We start from the raw sequence: 20,799 nt of genomic DNA, 5'->3' as shown, positions 1-20,799 counted from the left end.
ATTGTCCACTACCTGCCCTCACCGCTCACCGGCCGCTCAGGATCCGACGCTAACCTCGGGCGCGTGACACTGCTCTCGACACGACCCCGCCGACGCTCCACCACCCTCGTCGCCGCGGCAGCGGTCACCGTCGTCCTCTCGCTCGGGGCGTGCGGGACCGACACCGACGTACCCGCGACCGAGGAGCTGACCCCCAGCACGTCCGCGGTCACTCTCCCGGTCTCCGCCGTCACCACCACGCTGGTCGATGCCGGAGCCGAGCCGCGGACCGTCGTCACCGCGACCCCGTCGGAAGCAGAGCAGACCGCGACCCTCGTGGCCGAGTCGACCATCAGCCAGCAGATCGACGCTGCCGAGTCGCAGGACTTCTCGACCCCGCCGCTGACGCTGCCGATGACGGCGACCTCACGCTCGGCGGCCGGGTCCGACGGACTCCAGGTCGACATGACACTCGGTGCGGCCACCACGTCGGACGCCACCCTGCAGGCGAGCCTCGGGCCCACCGCGGGATCGTCCGCAGGCTTCGCGACCACGCCGTCGGGTGCCGTCACCGCACTCACCATCGATCCGTCGCCGGACGCCCGGGACATCGCTCGATCAGCCGTCGAGCAGGCGCTGTCCCAGGCGGTGTACCGCGCCGTCCCGTTCCCGGCAGAGCCCATCGGCGTCGGCGCGAGATGGACCGTCACCCAGGAGGTCGTCAGCGGGATCTCGCTGCTGCAGACGACGACGGCGACACTCACCTCGTTCGACGACGGCGTCGCGACGGTCGACGTCGCCGTGACCCAGTCGCCGGAGGAACCGATCTGGCAGCTGCCCGACGAGCAGGGCACCCTGAACATCGAGTCGTTCGTGATGACCGGCCAGGGGCAGTTGCGGATCGATCCGTCCAAGCCGCTTCCCCTGGGCGGCACGGTCGCCGTCGGCGGCGACCAGGTCTACCGGGACGCCAACAGCCAGACGACGCTGAAGCAGACCACCAGCAACACGGTGACGTGGAGTTGAGACGACTGGGCGCGGTCACGGCAGCGCTCGCGGTGGTGCTCGTCGGATGCGGCACCGATCGGGACGTCGGCGACACACCGAGCGAGGCCACGCCCGAGGCGCCCACCGTCGGGCTCCCCGCCTTCACTCCGGTCCCTCCGCCGTCGGCCACCGGCACCGGCCCGATCACCGACAACGCTCTGCTCGCCGGTCGGCTCCTGAGCATCGCCGACCTCCCACCCGGCTACACCGGCTACGACCTGCCTCCGCTCGACCCCAGCGCTCCGGGCGCGACGGCCGAGGACCGGTCGAGCACCGACCCCGCCGAGTGCGCCGCGGTGCTGGCGCCCATCGCCACCCAGGTGCCCGGCGTCATCAGCGCCGCATCCGTCTCCTACGGCGGACCCGACTTCTCGTCGATCGACCAGGACGCCGCGAGCTACGACGGTCCCGGCGCCCTCACCGCGTTCGCGGCCGTGCAGGACTCGCTCACACGATGCGCGACCTTCAGCGGCACGGACGCCGACGGTGTGCGGGTGGACTACCGCGTCGGCGCCTCGACCCTGCTCACCGACGTCGCCCCGATCGGCGACGCCTCCGTGGCGGTGCGACTCGCGGTGAGCAGCGACGGCGTGTCCCTGACGACGGACGCGATCCTCACCGTCTCCGGATCCACCCTGAGCCAACTGGTGGCCACCGGGACCGAGCCCGTCGACCCCGACCTGGTGCGGACGCTCGCGCGCACCGCCGCCGACCGGCTGCGCTGAGACACGACGACGCCGGCACCACCCGAAGGTGATGCCGGCGTCGTGTGGTCGGTACTGCGGTGTCAGGCGGTGCAGGCAGGCGAGGTCAGCTGCGCCAGCGACACGATCGCGCAAGCGTTGTCCTTCGACAGCTTCCACTCCCCGTCCTCGGCCACGTAGGCGACCTGGAGCGGGTTGACCTGGCCACCGAGATCGATTGTGGCGTTGGAGCTGAGCGTGCCGTCGCCCAGATCGGCCACGTCGAGGACCTGAATCTTCGCGTTGTTCACGCGAGCGGCCTCGGCGACCTTGTTGATGAGCTCCGGATCGGCTTCCGCGCCCTGCACGTACTGGACCTTCTGCTCGAGCGGCACGTTGGGATCGAGGCTCTCCTGCAGGCGCGTGTTCAGCTCCTCGGCGGTGGGAACCGGGGGGAGATCGGACGGTGCCTCGGCAACTGCGCTGGAGGTGGTGGCTGCCGACGTGGTGGCGTCGGTGGTGCCGCCGTCCTCGCCGCTGCTGCACGCCGTCATCGTCAGGGCGGCGGCGACTGCCATGCCTGCCACCAGTGCGCGTCCGGTACGGGGAAGCTTCACGTGTACGTCCTTACATCTCGTGAGTTGACTCGGTATCGAGCGTCGGGCCAGACCTTACCGACCAGTTCTGAGGAAACGGTAAAGCTCGTCGCGCCCTCGAGAGGGGTCACAGGGTGGGCGGCGTCGGCCGGCGCGGTGGCCGCCGCGCGCACCGCACGGGGTAGCGCGCACTCTGCATCCTGCGCAGAACACCGCGCGCTGCGCACGGGGCGAACCTCTGGCCTGGTGGAGGATGCCGGGTTCGACGCCGAACCCGCATGCACCGCGCACATTCGGTCCACCGAGCTCCGATCAGTCGAACAATGAACGATTCAGCTGATTCGGGAGGCTGCGAATGTCGCACCCTGACCCGCGCTGCCATTGCTCGCGTAGGTGAGATGCGCAAAGGAATTGAATCCGCCGATCTGGCACACCGGGTCTCCGAAGTTGCAGAAACTGCGGGCGCGCGGGCCGTAGGTTCCGCTCGCCGACTCGATGGTCCTCCCGGTCAGACCGAACGGGTTGCCGAACACGACGACGGCCTCGACCCTGTCGGCGACGCCGGCGGGCAGCACGGAACCGGTGAGACTGCTCGGGGTGCGCAGACCCACGGCATTGGTGACCACAGTGGCACCCTGTGAGTACCCACCGATGATGAATTGCGTTGCAGGACATGCTGCTGCGACGGAGGTGATGTGCGCGACCAGGTCACGCGAGCCGGGCCCGGCGCTGGCCTGCGAGAAGTCGGCAGCGTAGTTCACGGCGTAGGTGCTGACGGACCGTCCGGCGAGCGTGGAGGTGACACTGCTGGTGAAAGGTCCACCGGTGATGCCGAGTCCGGGCAGTTCACCGGTCCCGCGTGCGAACGAGACGTCGACGTCCGTACACGGCGCCGCGGTGGCCACAGCGCTGGGAACGACCAGGGCCGCAGCGACGACAGACGCCGCTGCACACACCCGAGCGAGAAGTCTGACATTCATGACGAGCCTTTCCCCGAAGGTCAGTGGACTCGGTCACAGTAACGGACGGAAATGTCGGGTGACAGTACTTGTTCGCACACATCACAATTGCACGAACGCATTTCCCGCATGTCACCGGAAACGCCGAAGACACGGAAGGAACGAGCGCCGGAAGACCGTCACGACGAGCAGTTCGGACGCCGAAACCTCCTCGTGTCGTCCCGGGCGTCGACAGATGCTGCCGACACACCGCTCAGACGCCGAGAACGGCTCGGGCCTGGAGGGCCACCGTGCGATCCGCCGCGAACGCCGCCGCTCGCAGCACCGCCGACGCCGCGGGCGCGTCGATCCGGTGACGACCGGCCAGGACACCGATGGCCTCGTCGATCAGGTCGCACTCACCGCCCGGATCCGCCGGTACGCCTGCCAGGCCGGAGGTGACCAGTTCGTCGCCCAGCACATCGGCGAGTCTGCCCACCGCCGCGACGGCCCTCTCGTCGGGTGTGCCGAGGGGACCGCGTCCGTGGCACTGCAGGGTGCCGACCCGGCTGTTCGCTCCGAGCGCGACGGTCCGGACCCATCGCACTCCCGACTCGATGAGACAGTCGACCAGCAGGGGCCATCGCGCGCAATCCGCCGCCGAGTCGACCGACACGCTGTGCATCCGACCGTCCGCCATCGTCTCCGCGTGGGGTCCCTCGCCCAGGAGGTACTGCAGATCCGCCAGCTGCACGGCAACGTGGGTGGTCGGGTACAGCACGCGCCTGCTGTCCGGGGCGTGCGTGGAGGTGAGTACCGCGGTCGCTCCGTCCGCGTGCAGGAGATCTGCACAGACGGCGACCCACTCGGCTCCGCGCAGACCCGCGAGCGGGTGCCGCTGATCGCTCACCATGGGAGCGAGGCTCGCAGCGTGAACTCGGTGCCGGGCACGGGCACTCCTCGTCGTACGGGTGCGGCGACAGACGCCGCAGTCACGCGTATTCGGCGGTGCGCGCCCCGCGGATGGGTCACAGGACTCGATCGGTGAGCCTCAGGCCAGACTGTCCATCGGATCCGCCACCGCGAGGTGCTCGTCGTCTCCGGAGAAGGTCCGCGCCACCCCGGGGCCCGTGCTCCGCGTCTCGAACCGCACGGTCACCACGTCGTGCCCTGCGCCCTGCACCCACCCGTGGCCGTACTCGTCGTGTCGGACGTCGAGCCCCGGCCGCCAGAGCAGGACGTCGCTCGTGACGACCGGCGCGGGCTCGGCCGCGGTGACCGAGGAGTCGACGTCGAGGCCCTCCTGGTCGAGTTCGGGGAACAGCGAATCCTGCCGGACCGTCGACAGCCCGGCGAGGCCCACGCCCACGAGTCGGATACTGCCGAGCTCGCGCGGATCGAGAGCCTGCCGCTGCGCGGTGGCCACGATCGTCGCCAGATCGACCGTCGCGTACGGCAGTGTGGCCGAACGGGTCACGATGCTCATGTCGGACTTGCGGAGCTTGAGGACGACGGTGCGGGCCGCCCGCCCGTCCTTCGTCAATCGGGTGTGGGCGGCCTCCGCGCTGGCGACGATGGCGGATCGCAACCCGGCCATGTCGACAATGTCGGTGGCGAAGGTGGTCTCGGCACTGACCTGTTTGGACTCGGCGCGTTCCGCCACGGGTCGATCGTCGAGACCACGTGCGAGACGGTGCAGGCTGGGGCCGACGGCGGAACCGAGTACGGACGCGGCCTCCGCCTCCGGCATCGCGGCGAACGCACCGACCGTGTGCACTCCCAGTCGGCGGAGCTTGTCCTCGGCCACCGGCCCGATGCCCCACAACTTCCGCACCGGCAGAGTCTCGAGGAGGGCGGCCTGGTCCGCCGGAGAGACCACCCGGATGCCGTCCGGCTTCGCGAGACCCGAGCCGATCTTCGCGATCTGCTTGCCCGCTCCTGCTCCGATGGAGGCGACGAGCCCGGACGCGTCCAGGACTGACGCACGCAGCGCGGCGCAGAACTCCTCCACCTCGGCGACGGTCGCTCCCGCCAACTCCGCGGGCTCACCGAACGCCTCGTCGAGCGAGAGCTGTTCGATCACCGGCACGACGCGCCGCACGGTGTCGAAGACGACGGTGGAGAGAGCCGAGTAGACCTTGCCGCGGGGCGGCACCACCACCGCACCGGATCCGACGAGTCGTCGAGCCTGGTGCATCGGCATCGCCGACCGGGCACCGAACACGCGTGCCTCGTAGCTACATCCCGCCACGACGCCTCGACCACCGCCACCGCCGACGAGCACGGGTCGGCCCCGCAGCGTCGGCCGGGTGAGCTGCTCGACCGACGCGAAGAACGCGTCCATGTCGAGATGCAACACCCAGCGTCTGCTGCGCTCGGCCGACCCGCCGCTCACACCGTCAGGCCTTCACCAGCGATGCCCGCACTCCGTCGCCGAGATCGACTGCGGCCGAACCCGGATCGCCGACCTGCAGATCGGTGGCCAGGATCTCGCCGGCGATGAGATCGCGGTGCGTGTCGAACCAGGACCGGCGCTCGGCGGGAACGTCGACCGTCACCGCGATGCGGTCGGACACGTCCAGACCCGCGGAGCGTCGGGCGTCCTGGAACTCGCGGATGCGATCCTTGGCCCACCCCTCGGCCTCGAGCTCCTCGGTCACCTCCGAGTCGAGCACGACCAGCCCGGCATTGCCCGGGAGCGCCGCCGTCGACTCCGGTTCCGCCGCGACCAGGCGCCGGGTGAACTCCTCGGGCAGCAGCTCGAGACCTGCCGCCGTGACGACGCCGTCGGTCTCGCTCCACTCCCCTGCCTTGACCGCCTTGATGACCGCCTGCACCTGCTTGCCCAGACGCGGACCGGCCACGCGGGCGTTGACGACGAGCTCGAAACGGCCGTGCACGTCGACGTTCTCGGTGAGATCGACACGCTTGACGTTCACCTCGTCGGCGATGAGGTCCGCGAACGGGCGCAGCCGCTCGGCGTCGTCGGCGGCGACGGTGAGCTCCTGCAGCGGCAGGCGGACGCGCAGGTTCTTCGCCTTGCGCAGCGACAGTGCCGCGCCGCAGACGGTGCGGACCTCGTCCATCGCCGCGACCAGCTCGGGATCGGCCGGCAACTCGGTACCGACCACCGGCCAGTCCGCGAGATGCACGGAGCGCCCACCGGTGAGTCCCCGCCAGACGACCTCGCTGACGAGCGGGAGCATCGGGGCCGCGACGCGGGTGAGCACCTCGAGCACCGTGTGCAGAGTGTCGATCGCGTCGGCGTCCTCGTTCCAGAAGCGCTGACGCGAGCGCCGCACATACCAGTTGGTCAGCGCGTCGCAGAACTGACGCAACTCGTCGCACGCCCCCGCGATGTCGACCGCCTCCAACGCCTCGGTGATGACGCGCGTGGTCTCGGCCAACTTGGCCAGGATGTAGCGATCGAGCACGTTGGTGGAATCGGTCCGCCACGTCCCCGGCTTCGACGCGTACAGCTGCAGGAAACTCCACGCGTTCCACATCGGCAGCAGTGCCTGCCGCACACCCTCGCGGATGCCCTGCTCGGTGACGATCAGGTTGCCGCCCCGCAGGATCGGGGACGACATGAGGAACCACCGCATGGCATCGGAGCCGTCGCGGTCGAACACCTCGTTGACGTCCGGGTAGTTGCCCTTGGACTTGCTCATCTTGAGCCCGTCCTCGCCCAGCACGATGCCGTGTGCGGCGACCGTCCGGAAGGCGGGCCGGTCGAACAGCGCCGTCGCCAGGACGTGGAGGGTGTAGAACCACCCACGCGTCTGACCGTTGTACTCCACGATGAAGTCGCCCGGGTTGTGCGTGGAGAACCACTCGGCGTTCTCGAACGGGTAGTGCACCTGGGCGAACGGCATCGAGCCCGACTCGAACCAGCAGTCCAGTACCTCGGGGACTCGACGCATGACGGACCTGCCCGTGGGGTCGTCCGGGTTGGGACGGGTCAGCTCGTCGATGAACGGCCGGTGCAGGTCGGTCGGACGGACGCCGAAGTCCGCCTCGATCTGGTCGAGACTGCCGTACACGTCGGTGCGCGGGTACGCGGGGTCGTCCGACACCCACACCGGGATGGGGCTGCCCCAGTAGCGGTTCCGGCTGATGTTCCAGTCACGCGCGCCTTCGAGCCACTTGCCGAACTGGCCGTCGCGGATGTGCTCGGGCACCCACGTGATGTCCTGGTTCAGCTCGACCATCCGGTCGCGGAAACTGGTGACGGAGACGAACCACGACGGCACCGCCATGTAGATCAGCGGCTGACCCGAACGCCAGCTGTGCGGGTACGAGTGCTCGATGGTCTCGTGCCGCACCAGCTTTCCCGACGCCTTGAGGTCCTTGATGATCACCGGGTTGGCATCGAAGATCATCAGACCCTCGTACGGCGGCACCATCGCGGTGAACTTGCCGCCGGCGTCGAGCGGCTGCACCACCTCGATACCGTTGGCCGTCGCTACGTCCATGTCCTCCTCACCGAAAGCCGGTGCGAGGTGGACGATTCCGGTACCGGAGTCGGTGGTCACGTAGTCGGCCGACAGCACACGGTGACTGTTCTCGTGACCGAGGAAGAAATCGAACGGCGGCGCGTAGGCGAGACCGATCAGATCGGCACCGGTGTGTTCGGACACCACAACGGGCTCGTCGCCGAACTCACGGGCGTAGTGCGACACCCGATCTCGGGCGAGCACGACACGGCCGCCCGCGCCGTCCTCGATCTGCACGTAGTCGATGTCGGGGCGTACGGCCATCGCCAGGTTGGACGGCACGGTCCACGGGGTGGTGGTCCAGATCAGTGCGTCCGCACCGTCGAGCGGGGAGCCGGGCGCGCTCAACGTCATCCGCACCGTGACCGCTGGGTCCTGACGCATCTTGTAGGCGTCGTCGAGCCTGGTCTCCTGGTTCGACAGCGGCGTCTGCTCGTACCAGCTGTAGGGCAGCACACGGAAGCCCTGGTACACCAGGCCCTTGTCGTGCAGTTCCTTGAACGCCCACATGACCGACTCCATGAAGTCCAGGTCGAGCGTCTTGTAGTCGTTGTCGAAGTCGACCCACCGCGCCTGGCGCGTGACATAGTCGCGCCACTCGCCGGTGTACCGCAGAACGGACTGCTTGCAGTACGCGTTGAACTCCGCTAGACCCATCGTGTCGATCTGGCTCTTGTCGGTGATACCGAGCTGCTTCTCCGCCTCGAGCTCGGCGGGGAGACCGTGACAGTCCCAGCCGAACCGTCGCTCCACCTTGCGCCCGCGCATGGTCTGGAAACGCGGGATCAGGTCCTTCACGTAGCCCGTGAGGAGATGGCCGTAGTGCGGGAGGCCGTTGGCGAAGGGCGGCCCGTCGTAGAAGACGAACTCGTCGGCGTCGGCACGCGCGTCGACGCTGGCTCGGAACGTGCCGTCCGCGTCCCAGTGCGCGAGGACCTGCTGCTCGAGAGCCGGGAAATCGGGACTGCCGGACTCCGAGGCGTAGCGGACGCGGGGGTACCCGGCGTCGGGTGTCGAGGTGTCGTCGGTGGTGGTCATGGCTGCGGTGCTCCTGTGCCCGTTCGATGCGGCACGGGGACGACGACCGGCACTCTGCGCCGGAAGCCGCGGTACCACCCCGCTTGGCCGCCGAGGCGACCCACTCTCCGATCGAGCTGTGACGGGCTCGACCCGTCCGGTTCTACTGAGCACCGACCCGTGCGGGCCGAGACCGTTCTTCCGGACAGCTCCCCGGTGATGGCCGGATCGTCGCTGAACTACTTGTACTTCGACGTGAGGAAGTCTACCGCCGCCGGCCCACGAGGGCACCGGCGAGCAAGAGGACCGCACCCACGAGACACACCGCGATGCAGGCCCAGGCCCACACCACGGATCCCGTGACGAGCGAGACGACGAGTAACGCGAACCCGACGCCCGCCAGAACCAGCGTCAGAACAAGCACGCACTCATCCGTTCACCCTCGATCCCCCCGCTGGTTCCCCCCGGAACAGCCTCGACGAGGACGGATCAGTTGTTGCCCTTGGCGTACGACTGTCCGAAGTTCGACGACTGGCCGTTGTCCTTGCTGAACGGATCCTGACCACTGTCGACCGGCAGTGCGGACGAACGCTGGTCGAGTTCCTGCAGCTGCGACTCGAGGTAGGACTTGAGGCGGACCCGGTACTCGCGCTCGAACGTCTTGAGGCGCTCGATGCGCTCCTCGAGGACCGAACGCTGCTGGTTGATGGTCGCCATGATCTCGGTGTGCTTGCGCTCGGCATCGCTCTCGAGCGCGTCGGCCTTCTCCTTGGCCTGGCGCAGCTGTGTCTCCGAGCGCGTCTGTGCGTCGGACAGCAGCGCGTCGGCCTTCTGGCGAGCCTCGGAGACGAGGGACTCGGCGCGGCTCTGCGCCTCGCTGACCAGACGGTCCGAGTTGGCGCGAGCGCTCCCGAGCAGCTGCTCGGACTCGGTCTTCGCGTCGCCGGTGAGGCGATCGGCCATCTCCTGGGCGAGACCCAGGATCTTCGCAGCCTGCATGTTCGAATCGCCGGCGGACGACGCCGCGGCGGGGGCAGGAGCCGGTGCCGGAGCGGCCTGGACGACCGGTGCCGGCTTGGCGGGCTCCGGACGCGGTGCCGGTGCGGGGGTGGGAGCAGGCGCGGGGGCAGGGGTGCTCTGACGCGACGCTGCCGAGCTCTTGGCCTCGGCGAGATCCTGATCGAGCTCTCCGACCCGCTGACGCAGGTCGGCATTCTCCTCGATCAGGCGCGACAGCTCCTGTTCGACGAGATCGAGAAATGCATCGACCTCGTCCTCGTTGTATCCGCGCTTACCGATGGGCGGCTTGCTGAACGCGACGTTGTGCACATCGGCGGGAGTCAGCGGCATGGAAGGGTCCCTTCACGCGTCTCGAGAGCGGTGGAGCATCGACAAGCGATGTACGCGAGCATTCGTTCGATCAACAGTGGCAGTGGCACCCGGCTGCCGTAGTGGGGGCAACCAGGACATTCAGTTATATCGCACAAAGAGCAATGGTCACTCATCGTGCACCTTCGAGCAACATTCTGTCACACGGGACACTGTCGCCGTCGACGGAACTCACCGTCAGCCGACGCCCTGCACCACGCGCATCAGGATGAAGACGATGAAGAGCAGCACCATGATGGACAGGTCGAGCCGGACACCGCCCAGATTCAGTGGCGGGATGATGCGCCGCAGCAGCTTGACCGGCGGATCGGTGACCGTGAAGATCGCTTCGAGTACGACCACGACCACACCCGTCGGACGCCAGTCACGTGCGAACGAACGGATGAACTCGACGATGATCCGGCCGATGAGCAACAGCCAGAAGACGAAGAGGATGAAGTACAGGACCGCGAACACTCAGCTCACCGTCCTGCGAGACGCAGGAGAGACCGACACCGACACAACTTTCTGATCACGCACGACACCACAATGCCATCTCGCGACACGGGGAGGCCATCTCGCGACACGGGGAGGCCATCTCGCACCGCGAGACCGGCCCACCGCGCCGTGTGAGACGTCACTGCTGGTTGTAGAAACCCGTCTCGGCGATCCGGCGACGCTCTTCGGCGGAGACGTCGACGTCGGCCGGTGAGAGCAGGAACACCTTCGTGGCGACCTTGTCGAACGAACCACGCAACGCGAACGCGAGGCCCGCGGCGAAGTCGACGAGGCGCTTGGCGTCGGCGTTGCTCATCTCGACCAGATCCATGATGACGGGCGTGCCGTCACGGAAGCGCTCGCCGATCGTGCGCGCCTCGCTGTAGTCGCGCGGACGCAGCGTGGTGATGGTCGACATGGGGCCCCCGTCGTCGAGTGCGGCCTGACGGCGGTCGGACACGCGCGGTTCGGCGTGACGGGGCTCGCTGCGACGCAGCTCCGAGTGCGGGTCCATGCGAGTGTCCATCGCGAGGGCGCCGCGGGTGGAGGTGCGCATCGCGCCGCCGGAGCGGGATCCGCCACCGGAGCGCGACGACAGCGGCGCCACCCGAGCACTGTGCCGGGGCTCGGGACGCTCGTAGTCGTCGTCCTCGTCCCGGCGACCACCGACGAACGCCGGCTCGGCGTAGTCGCGATCGGCGTAGTCATGGTCGTCCATCGATTTTCCGTATCCGCCACGCGACGACCGGGATGCGACGGGCGCATCCGTGTCGTCGAGGTAGTCGTCCTCGAAATCGTCGAGTGGGACCATGCCGAAGTAAGCCTTGAACTTGTGCAACGTGCTCATCGGTCGACCTTCCTGGCGTGGCGGTGTGGCTGGTACTCGTGTGACTGGAGTAAGTCCATGGTGACGATGGTGTTCATGTCGTCAAGGCGAGGTTATCGGCCGTGGACCGAGGATTGCGGTTCCGACACGCACACACGTGGACCCGTGTCGGACAGCCTCTTCCAGGTCGCCCGTCATCCCGGCCGAGAGTCCGGTCGCGCCCGGATGCGAGGCGAGGACCTGCGTGTGAAGACGCTGCAGATCCTCGAACGACGCCTCGGCGTCCGCACCCAACGGGGGCACCGCCATGAGCCCGGCGAGTCGCAGACCCGAGGTCTCGGACACCTGCGCGGTGAGTGCCTCCAGGTCTTCGCGGTCCACGCCTCCGCGATGCGTGTCACCGTCCAGACTCACCTGCACGTAGACGTCCAGATCCGCAGTCCTGTCACCGTTGTCCACCGCACCCGCGACCGCCTTGCCGAGTGCGGTGACCAGACGGTCGGTGTCCACCGAGTGGATCGCATGTGCCCAGGCGGCAACAGCTTTCGCCTTGTTGCGCTGCAGGCGGCCGATCATGTGCCAGCGCACACCGTCGGTGCCGATCTCGGCGACCTTGGGAGACGCGTCCTGCTCGCGCGACTCGCCGAACTCGGTGCACCCGAGCTCGCGCAGCAGTGCGACGTCGGAGGCCGGGAAGAACTTGGTGACGGGAAGCAGGGTCACGGAATCGGGTGCGCGATCCGCGGCCGCACAGGCGCGCGACAGCCGATCGCGGACCTCGGCGAGATGGTCCTCGAGATACGTCCGCCGATCGTCCGGCGCGGTCACGAGGTCGTGTCCATCCACACGACACCGGCGTGCCGCCCCGTGGGCGACCCCCGGCGGTGGCTGAACAGCGAACGGTCCGTGATGGTCTCGCGCGGATCCGCGGCCACTCCGGCGACGCCGGCCTCGAGCAACTGGCGACGCAGGCCCGCCCGGATGTCGAGACCGGGTGTGCCCTTGCGAGTACGCGTCGCACTGCCCGGCAGGTGGGTCTCGACGTCGATCTGCATGGTGCGCGGCACCTCGTAGTCGTCTCCCCCGGCCGCCGGGCCGAGGAACGCCTCGATCCGGGAGACGGCGGCGCCCGCGGCCACCATGGCGTCGAGAACGCGCGGGACGATGCCGATCCGAGCACCGACGCGGCCGGCGTGAACGGCGGCGACGACGCCCGCGGCATCGTCGGACAACAGGAGCGGCACGCAGTCGGCGGCCAGGACGACGAGCGCGAGGTCGCGCTGGGTGGTGACGAGGGCGTCGGTGGCCTCGACCGGTCCGGCGACCGGTCCGTCCACCGTCGCGACGGATCGACCGTGTATCTGGTCCATCCACACGAGACGCTCGGGAGACAGACCGATCTTCTCGGCGAGACGACGCCGATTGGCCTCCACGTGCGCCGGGTCGTCACCGACGTGATCACCGAGATTGAAGGAATCGTAGGGCGGTTCGGACACGCCTCCGGCGCGTGACGTCGTCACGCGCCGGACACGGTAGCCGCGGTCGGAGATGCTCACCGACGCATGAAGGAGGGCACGTCCACGTCGTCGTCGCCCTCGTCCTCCACCCGGACGGGATGTCCGGTGGCACGCGCGGCGCGCTCGCCGATGGGGGGAAGAGACGAGGACGGCGCGTCGCGGAAGACGGCGGGACCGTCGTCCTCGGTACGCGTCTCGCCCGCGCGGGCCGTTCCCACGGTGGCGCCGCGAGACTGACTCTGCGGTGCCTCGATGGGGCGACGGGCCGGACCGCTGCCGTCGAAACCGGCGGCGATGACGGTGACGCGCACCTCGTCGCCCAGCGAATCGTCGATCACGGTGCCGAAGATGATGTTGGCGTCGATGTGCGCGGCCTCCTGCACCAGCGATGCCGCTTCGTTGATCTCGAACAGACCGAGATCGGATCCGCCGGCGATGGAGAGGAGCACTCCGCGTGCACCCTCCATGGACGCCTCGAGCAACGGCGAGTTGATGGCCGACTCGGCCGCCTTGATGGCGCGCCCCTCGCCGCGCGAGGACCCGATGCCCATGAGGGCGCTGCCCGCACCGGACATGACGCCCTTGACGTCGGCGAAGTCCACGTTGATGAGGCCGGGAGTGGTGATGAGGTCGGTGATGCCCTGGACACCGTTGAGCAGCACCTCGTCGGCGGAGCGGAACGCGTCCATGAGGCTGACGGCCGCGTCGCCGAGCTGCAGCAGCCGGTCGTTCGGGATGACGATGAGGGTGTCGCACGACTCGCGCAGACCCTGGATGCCGACGTCGGCCTGACCGCCGCGTCGCTTGCCCTCGAAGGAGAAGGGCCGCGTCACCACACCGACGGTGAGGGCGCCGAGCTTGCGCGCGATGCTCGCGACGACGGGGGCTCCACCGGTGCCGGTACCGCCACCCTCGCCCGCGGTGACGAACACCATGTCGGCACCCTTGAGCACCTCTTCGATCTCGTCCTTGTGATCCTCGGCGGCCTTGCGGCCCACCTCGGGATCGGCACCCGCGCCGAGGCCTCGGGTGAGTTCGCGACCGACGTCGAGCTTGACGTCGGCGTCCGACATGAGCAGCGCCTGCGCGTCCGTGTTGACCGCGATGAACTCGACTCCCTTGAGTCCCTGCTCGATCATGCGGTTGACCGCGTTGACGCCGCCGCCGCCGATGCCGACGACCTTGATTACGGCGAGGTAGTTGTGCGGGGGCGTCATGGGCTCTCGCCTTCCGTGGTTGGTGTGCATGATGCAGTCGAGGCAAACCCTCAACCTGAACCATAGGTTCATAGTTATGTCAAGTGATCGACTGGGTGAAACGCTAGAGACACCGCTCGGCGGGTTCCATTAGGCGCGCCGACACGCGCAGGAAAATTATGTGGGACGTCACCGTCACCGAATGGTCGGCAGATCCGGACTCGACACGTCGTAGGTCTGACCCGGCTGAGTGAGCAGTGGCAGAGCGATGGACGCCTTGTACTCCGTGTCCTCACTGCTCCCCCACACCACGACCCGGCCGTCGTACAACGTCAACGACACCGCCGAGATGGTCGGCGCGTCGATCTGTGCCACCTGCGATCGCAGCGGACCGGGCAGCGCGGTGAGCACCGACAGGGCCGCACGGGTCTCGAGGTTGCCGAAGGACGGGCTGGCCACCACCATGCGCACCACCCCGGGCGGGGGCGGTTCCACCGCGAAGTCGACGGCCTCGGCGTCCATCAGATGGGTACCGTCCGCCGCGTCGAAGAAGACGACGGGAACGCGCTCCTCGACCGTGACCCGCACCGTGGACGGGTACACGCGCTGGACCCGGACCGACGCGACCTTCGGGATGGCGGCGACCCGCGCCGCGGCAGCATCCGTGTCCACTCTCGGCAGGGGTGTCCCCTCCGCGACCTGCAGCGTCTGCACGACCTGCTCGCGCGAGACCGCGGCGTTGCCGTTCACCTGCACGGAGGAGACCGCCCACAGCGGACCGAAGTACGACACCGCCACGAAGGCGACCGAGGCGACGAGCGCGAGAAGGATCAACAGCTTGCCGCGGCGACCGACACGCGGTTCGCGCGCCGGCGCCCGCGTCGACGTGCGCGACCGCGTCGACCGCTCCGCACCGACACGACGCGGTGTGGCCGCGGGTCGGGTGCGGCCGGTACCGCGCGCGTTCACGGTCTGTCGTCCTGCCATGTCACGTCCCGAACTCAGCGCCGCGCCGGGGTGGAGCGGAGAGCGTCGAGGATCTGGCTTCCCAGCATGGTCACGTCGCCCGCGCCCATCGTCACCACGATGTCGCCGGCGACACACAGGTGCGCCACCTGACGCGGCACGGCGGACAGATCGGGCTGGTAGTGCACCGGCTTGGTCACCGACCGGGCCACCGTCGCTCCGCTGACACCGGGAACCGGCTCCTCGCGCGCGCCGTAGACGTCGAGCACGACCACCTCGTCGGCCAGATCCAGGGCGGCCGCGAACTGGTCCGCGAAGGTCACCGTGCGCGAGTACAGGTGGGGCTGGAACACGACGATCACGCGACCGGGGGTCGCGGTGTCCGCGGTGCGCACCAGGTCCGCCGCGGCACCGAGCACCGCGCGGACCTCGGTGGGATGGTGGGCGTAGTCGTCGAACACGCGCACGCCGCGCTCACGGCCCTGCAACTGGAACCGTCGGTGCACACCGGCGAACCCGGCCAGCCCCTCGATGATCTCGTCGACTCCGGCCCCGGTCTCGCGCGCGGCGACGATGGCGGCCAGCGCGTTCAGCGCCATGTGCCGGCCGGGCACACCCAGGCGCACGGTGCGGGCACGGTCCTCGCCGGCCAGCCGGAACTGCACCACGCCGCCGGTGTCCTCGGGCTCCCACCCGAGCAGCGTCGCGGACACCTCGGCGCCGTCGACCTGCGCGTCCTCGGAGCCGTACGTCAGAACCCGCACACCGTCGGTCGCCTTCGCGGCGACCCGACGCGCCAGCTCCCGCGACCCGGGGTCGTCCGTGCACACCACCAGGGCACCGCCGGCGGACAGACGAGCGGCGAAGTCGTCGAACACCTGGACGTAGGCGTCCTCGCTGCCGAAGTAGTCGAGGTGATCCGCCTCCACGTTGGTGACGACGATGACGTCGGGGTCGTACTGCAGCAGCGACCCGTCGCTCTCGTCCGCCTCCGCGACGAAGACCTCGCCGGTGCCGTGATGAGAGTTGGTACCCGCTTCGTTCAGCTCGCCGCCCACGGCGAAGGACGGATCCGCACCGCAGTGCTGCAGCGCGACGACGAGCATCGACGTGGTGGAGGTCTTGCCGTGCGTCCCCGACACCAGGACGGTGCGGAAACCCTTCATCAGCGAGGCGAGCACGGCCGGACGCAGGAGGACGGGCACACCACGCTCGGCGGCCGCGACCAGCTCCGGGTTCGTCTTCGGGATGGCCGCGTGCGTCGTGACCAACGCCGTCGGGCCGCCTTCGAGCATGTCGAGCGCCGACGCGTCGTGCCCGATCCGTATCTGGGCACCGCGGGCGCGCAGCGCCTTCACGCCGCGACTCTCCTTGGCGTCGGAGCCCGACACCTGGCCACCGCGCGAGAGCAGGATCCGGGCTATCCCCGACATGCCCGCTCCCCCGATGCCGACCATGTGCACGCGCTGCAGTTCGGGCGGCAGGGTCGCGTCGACGGTGTGTCGCGTCATGCCCGACCACCTCGTCCGGCGACCTCGAGAACGATGCGCGCGACCTCCGCGGCGGCGCCTCGATGACCCGCGCCCGCGGCGGCCGCACTCATGGCCGACACGCGATCGGGATCGGTCAGCAGCGACACCACGTCGGTGGCCACGAACTCCGGCGTGAGGTCGGCGTCGGCGATCACGACACCACCGCCGGCCGCGACGATCGGGCCCGCGTTGAGCTCTTGTTCCCCGTTGCCATGGGGCAAGGGTACGTAGAAGGCAGGCAGACCGACGGCCGAGACCTCCGCGACGGTCATCGCGCCGGACCGGCACACGACGGCATCGGCGGCGGCGTAGGCGAGGTCCATGCGGGTCAGGTACGGCACCGCCACGTACGGGGCGTCCGGATCGGCCGTGGCGACGTCGAGGGTGTTCTTCGGGCCGTGCGCGTGGAGCACCGACACGCCGGCGGCCGCGAGCGCGGCCGACGCGCCGGACACGGCGAGGTTGAGCGATCGGGCGCCCTGCGACCCACCGAACACGAGCAGCACGGGACCGTGCTGCGGCAGTCCGAAGTGCGCACGCGCCTCGGCGCGCAGTCCGGCCCGGTCGAGCTCGGTGATGGTCGGCCGGACGGGGATGCCCACGATCTCGGCCTCCGACGACCCGCGGCCGTGGATCCCGGAGCCGGCGACGGCGGCGAGGACTCTCGTCGCCAGGCGGGCGCCCACCTTGTTCGCGATACCGGCCCGCGCGTTCGCCTCGTGCACGATCACGGGCACCGTGCCGCGTGCGGCGAGGTAGGCCGGCAGCGCGACGTACCCGCCGAAGCCGATCACCACGTCGGCGTCGACGTCGCGCAGGACCGCACGCGTGGTGCGGACCGATCGCACGACGTTCGCCGGCAACGCGAACAGCGACCGGGTCAGCTTGCGCGGCAACGGCACCGGCGGAACGAGTGCCAACTCGTAACCGCGGGCGGGTACCAGCGTCGTCTCGAGCCCGCGTTCGGTTCCGAGTGCCGTCACCCGTATCGACGGGTCCAGCTCCCGCAGGGCGTCGGCCACTGCGAGAGCTGGTTCGATGTGTCCCGCCGTGCCGCCGCCAGCGACGACGACGGACACGCCGGAAGAGCCTGTCACCGGTGATGTCTCCGTTCTCGTGATCGTGCGTCGCGGGCAGCGGCGCTGCGTGCCATGTCCGCGGCGCCCCGTCGGGTATCCCGCGCGGACGGGCGTCCGGACGTGTGTCGCTCGGGAGCGGGGCGTGCCGCGCGGGACTCGGACTCGCGTCGTCGCGCCTGTGGCGGCAACGCCTGGCGCGCAGCGGGTCCCGCCACCCCCGGTCGGCCCGGACCACGCGGTCCGCCTCGCGCCTGCGACGCCTTGACCGGCGAGTAGGGCTCGGGCACCGGCAGTCTGAGCAGTCTGCCGAACTTCCCGTCGTGACCCGACGCGAGTGCGGCCACCGCCTCGGGCTCGTGTCGCGAGATGTTGGCGAGCAGCCCGAGTACCAGAAGTGTGATGGCGGTGGACGTTCCGCCCGCGGAGACCAGGGGCAACTGCAGTCCCGTCACGGGCAGGAGCCCGATGACGTAGCCGATGTTGATGGCGGCCTGCGCGAGGATCCAGACGGTGAACGTCGCCACCAGGATCTTCATGAACGGATCGGGTACCCGCGCCGCGATGCGCAGGCCCGTGAAGACCAGCAGCCCGAACAGTCCGATGACCGCGATGCACCCGACCAGGCCGAGTTCCTCGCCGATGATCGCGAAGATGAAGTCGTTGTGCGCGTTGGGAAGATAGCTCCACTTGGCTCGGCTCTGACCCAGGCCGAGACCGAACAACCCACCGTCGGCCAGGGAGTACAGCGCCTGCCGCGACTGGTACCCGGTGCCCTGCGGGTCGCTGCCGGGGTTCAGCCACTGCTGGATACGCGCGGAGCGGTACCCGGCCGTCAGGGCGAGCACCACCGCCGCCAGGAAGAGGCCGCCGACGACCGATCCGAACACCTTGACCGGCAGACCCGCGAACCACAGCAGAGCCATGAGGATGATGCCCAGGGCCACGGTGGTACCGAGGTCGGGCTGCATCACGATGAGGAAGAAGATCACCATCGCGGCGGGCACCAGCGGAATCAGCAGACCCTTGAGGTCGGCACGCTCCGCCCGGCGAGACGCCAGCAGGTGCGCGCCCCACACGGCGAAGGTCACCTTCGAGATCTCCGACGGCTGGAGGCCGACTCCGCCGATGGTGAACCATCCGCGGGTGCCCTGCGCGACCGTTCCGATGCCGGGGATCAGCACGAGCACCAGCAGGATCACCGACACCACGAACATCGGGAACGACATCTTGCGCAGGATCCGGATGGGGAGGCGCAGCGCCACGACGAACAGCACCAGGCCGACCACGGTGAAGATGGCCTGCCGGGTGAACATCGTGTACGCGGAACCGTCCTCGGCGTAGGCCTCGACGGACGACGCGGACAGCACCATGACGAGTCCGAGAATGGTGAGCAGTGCCGCCACGGTGACGATGAGGTGGAAGGACGCGAGGGGCCGGTCCACCCATGTCTCGAACTTCGCGCGGACGGGTCGTCGACGCGGAGCCGTACGGCCGGGGCGGGCGGCGGTGACCGGCTCGGTCACGGGTCCGCCGGCGCGCGACGGGGGTGTCGTGGCGCCGCGGGCCGGGCTCATGCCGGCGTGCCGTGGTCGGCGGTGGGAGCGAGATCGTGCGGGCCGAGGCTCGCGGCGGCGGCGGCGAAGCTGTCGCCGCGGTGCCCGTAGTCCCGGAACTGATCGAACGAGGCGGTCGAGGGTGCCAGGAGCACGGTGGTTCCCGGCTCGGCGCGGCGCGCGGCTGCTCGCACCGCCTGTGCCATCACTTCGTCACCGTCAGTCACATCAGTCGCATCGGCCACTCCAGCATCGTCTCCCGACGGCACCCGATCCACGGGCACATCCGGCGCGTGTCGCCCGAGTGCTGCCGCGATCACGTCGCCGTCCTGGCCGAACACCACGGCACCGACGAGCCGCGGGGCGACCTCGGCGACGAGATCGTCGACCTCCGCGCCCTTGAGCAGACCGCCCGCGAGCCACACGACGCGCTCGTGCGCGAGGATCGACGACCTCGCGGCGTGCGGATTGGTGGCCTTCGAGTCGTCGACGAACAGCACCCCACCGAGCTCACGCACCACGGCGGCGCGGTGCGGTCCGACGCGGAACGACCGCAGACCGGCCGCGATGTGCTCGGCCGAGACCCCGGCCGCGCGCGCGAGCGACGCCGCGGCGAGCGCGTCCTGCAGTCCCGCGGGCCCTGCGGGTTCGATGGCGTCCGTCTCCACCAGCGACTCGGCGTCACCGAACGCACGGTCCACGATCGTGCCGTCCACGACACCGACATCGCCGGCAGCAGGGTCGTGCGCAGTGAACCCGACCGTGATCGGAGCCGCGGCGCGCGCTCGCAGCGTGGACGCGATCGCGTCGTCCAGCCCCACCACGGCGACGTCGCCGTGCAGCGCCTGGAGCTTCGCCTGGACGTAGGCCTCCATGCCGCCGTGCCAGTCGAGATGGTCCTCGGCGATGTTGAGCACCACTCCGGCCGCGGGTCGCACCGACGGCGCCCAGAACAATTGGAAGGAGGACAGTTCCACGGCGAGCACGTCCGCCCGGGGGTCGCGTCGCAGCGCGTCCACGACCGGTACGCCGATGTTGCCGCACGCCGCGGACGCCACGCCCGCCGCGTCGAGGACGGCCGCGAGCATCGACGTCGTCGTGGTTTTGCCGTTGGTCCCGGTGACCACCAACCAGGTGCGCGGCGGCCCGTAGACCTCGGCCTGATCGATACGCCAGGAGAACTCGATGTCGCCCCACACCGGCACGCCGACCGTGAGCGCGGTGGTGAGCAACGGCGAATCGGGGCGAAATCCCGGGCTGGTGACGACGAGGGCGCTCTCGGCCACCGCGTCGCGGTCGGTGGCGATCGCGTCCATCGACACCGTGTCCACCCCGAGATCGGCGCAGGCCTCGAGGGACGACGCGTCTGAGTCGGCCACCGTCACCGAGGCTCCCACCTCGAGCAGCGCGGGAATCACGGCGCGGCCGGACACCCGGCCACCGGCGACGAGAACCCGGCGACCCCGGAGGTCGAGCGGTGACGTGAGGGGTTCGCGGGGATCGTGCAA

Annotated in this window: 19 protein-coding genes; 2 read left to right on the top strand and 17 right to left on the bottom strand. The window is 69.5% G+C overall.

Annotated features, from left to right (window positions below):
• The first annotated feature begins 63 nt into the window (after positions 1 to 63).
• Together OG947_RS19325 and OG947_RS19320 are read left to right on the top strand one after the other, a co-directional pair.
• Entirely contained in the window at positions 64 to 1,005 is a 942-nt protein-coding gene (locus OG947_RS19325) for a hypothetical protein (protein WP_027505864.1), read from the top strand.
• The gene (locus tag OG947_RS19320) at positions 996 to 1,751 is read left to right on the top strand and encodes a hypothetical protein (RefSeq protein WP_328812656.1); all 756 of its coding nucleotides are present in this window, start codon (positions 996 to 998) and stop codon (positions 1,749 to 1,751) included. Before OG947_RS19325 ends, OG947_RS19320 begins: the two co-directional genes overlap by 10 nt.
• A 62-nt stretch (positions 1,752 to 1,813) precedes the next feature.
• Here the strand turns inward: OG947_RS19320 and OG947_RS19315 are convergent, their stop codons facing one another.
• The 17 genes from OG947_RS19315 to murD form a co-directional block, all read right to left on the bottom strand.
• Positions 1,814 to 2,326, bottom strand: a complete 513-nt coding sequence (locus tag OG947_RS19315) for a hypothetical protein (RefSeq protein ID WP_328812655.1) — start codon at positions 2,324 to 2,326, stop codon at positions 1,814 to 1,816.
• A 311-nt stretch (positions 2,327 to 2,637) separates the two neighbouring features.
• Positions 2,638 to 3,285, bottom strand: a complete 648-nt coding sequence (locus tag OG947_RS19310) for a cutinase family protein (protein ID WP_328812653.1) — start codon at positions 3,283 to 3,285, stop codon at positions 2,638 to 2,640.
• A 232-nt stretch (positions 3,286 to 3,517) separates the two neighbouring features.
• A complete protein-coding gene (locus OG947_RS19305) occupies positions 3,518 to 4,156 on the bottom strand; it encodes a hypothetical protein (RefSeq protein WP_328812651.1) in 639 nt (212 codons plus the stop codon).
• Positions 4,157 to 4,294: 138 nt separating this feature from the next.
• Positions 4,295 to 5,587, bottom strand: coding sequence for a DNA polymerase IV (locus tag OG947_RS19300; RefSeq protein WP_442973136.1), 1,293 nt, complete (start codon positions 5,585 to 5,587; stop codon positions 4,295 to 4,297).
• 55 nt (positions 5,588 to 5,642) lie between these two features.
• Positions 5,643 to 8,777, bottom strand: a complete 3,135-nt coding sequence (ileS, locus tag OG947_RS19295; RefSeq protein ID WP_328812649.1) for an isoleucine--tRNA ligase — start codon at positions 8,775 to 8,777, stop codon at positions 5,643 to 5,645.
• A gap of 244 nt (positions 8,778 to 9,021) precedes the next feature.
• A complete protein-coding gene (locus OG947_RS19290) occupies positions 9,022 to 9,180 on the bottom strand; it encodes a hypothetical protein (protein ID WP_222630594.1) in 159 nt (52 codons plus the stop codon).
• 65 nt (positions 9,181 to 9,245) lie between these two features.
• Positions 9,246 to 10,106, bottom strand: a complete 861-nt coding sequence (wag31, locus tag OG947_RS19285; RefSeq protein ID WP_027505857.1) for a DivIVA-like cell division protein Wag31 — start codon at positions 10,104 to 10,106, stop codon at positions 9,246 to 9,248.
• Positions 10,107 to 10,322: 216 nt separating this feature from the next.
• Positions 10,323 to 10,601, bottom strand: a complete 279-nt coding sequence (locus OG947_RS19280; protein ID WP_027505856.1) for a YggT family protein — start codon at positions 10,599 to 10,601, stop codon at positions 10,323 to 10,325.
• Positions 10,602 to 10,761: 160 nt separating this feature from the next.
• On the bottom strand, positions 10,762 to 11,469 hold the full coding sequence (locus OG947_RS19275; RefSeq protein ID WP_027505855.1) for a cell division protein SepF: 708 nt from the start codon (positions 11,467 to 11,469) through the stop codon (positions 10,762 to 10,764).
• 81 nt (positions 11,470 to 11,550) lie between these two features.
• Positions 11,551 to 12,276, bottom strand: a complete 726-nt coding sequence (locus tag OG947_RS19270) for a YggS family pyridoxal phosphate-dependent enzyme (protein ID WP_328812648.1) — start codon at positions 12,274 to 12,276, stop codon at positions 11,551 to 11,553.
• On the bottom strand, positions 12,273 to 12,998 hold the full coding sequence (pgeF, locus tag OG947_RS19265) for a peptidoglycan editing factor PgeF (RefSeq protein WP_056446252.1): 726 nt from the start codon (positions 12,996 to 12,998) through the stop codon (positions 12,273 to 12,275). The genes OG947_RS19270 and pgeF overlap by 4 nt, the downstream gene beginning before the upstream one ends.
• A gap of 2 nt (positions 12,999 to 13,000) precedes the next feature.
• Positions 13,001 to 14,182, bottom strand: a complete 1,182-nt coding sequence (ftsZ, locus tag OG947_RS19260; RefSeq protein WP_027505852.1) for a cell division protein FtsZ — start codon at positions 14,180 to 14,182, stop codon at positions 13,001 to 13,003.
• A 174-nt stretch (positions 14,183 to 14,356) separates the two neighbouring features.
• Entirely contained in the window at positions 14,357 to 15,148 is a 792-nt protein-coding gene (locus OG947_RS19255; protein ID WP_082544518.1) for a cell division protein FtsQ/DivIB, read from the bottom strand.
• Between the two features lie 14 nt (positions 15,149 to 15,162).
• Positions 15,163 to 16,638, bottom strand: a complete 1,476-nt coding sequence (gene murC, locus OG947_RS19250) for a UDP-N-acetylmuramate--L-alanine ligase (protein WP_056445582.1) — start codon at positions 16,636 to 16,638, stop codon at positions 15,163 to 15,165.
• On the bottom strand, positions 16,635 to 17,756 hold the full coding sequence (murG, locus tag OG947_RS19245) for an undecaprenyldiphospho-muramoylpentapeptide beta-N-acetylglucosaminyltransferase (RefSeq protein WP_328812646.1): 1,122 nt from the start codon (positions 17,754 to 17,756) through the stop codon (positions 16,635 to 16,637). Before murG ends, murC begins: the two co-directional genes overlap by 4 nt.
• Positions 17,753 to 19,312 carry a putative lipid II flippase FtsW gene (ftsW, locus tag OG947_RS19240; RefSeq protein ID WP_328812645.1) on the bottom strand — a complete coding sequence of 520 codons (1,560 nt, stop codon included), beginning with the start codon at positions 19,310 to 19,312 and terminating at the stop codon, positions 17,753 to 17,755. The genes murG and ftsW overlap by 4 nt, the downstream gene beginning before the upstream one ends.
• Complete coding sequence (gene murD, locus OG947_RS19235) at positions 19,309 to 20,799, bottom strand: UDP-N-acetylmuramoyl-L-alanine--D-glutamate ligase (protein WP_222645460.1); 1,491 nt, start codon at positions 20,797 to 20,799, stop codon at positions 19,309 to 19,311. The genes ftsW and murD overlap by 4 nt, the downstream gene beginning before the upstream one ends.

It is taken from the genome of Rhodococcus sp. NBC_00297, from assembly GCF_036173065.1.
Classification (GTDB): Bacteria; Actinomycetota; Actinomycetes; order Mycobacteriales; family Mycobacteriaceae; genus Rhodococcoides.
This window is presented reverse-complemented; position numbering and strand designations above follow the sequence as displayed.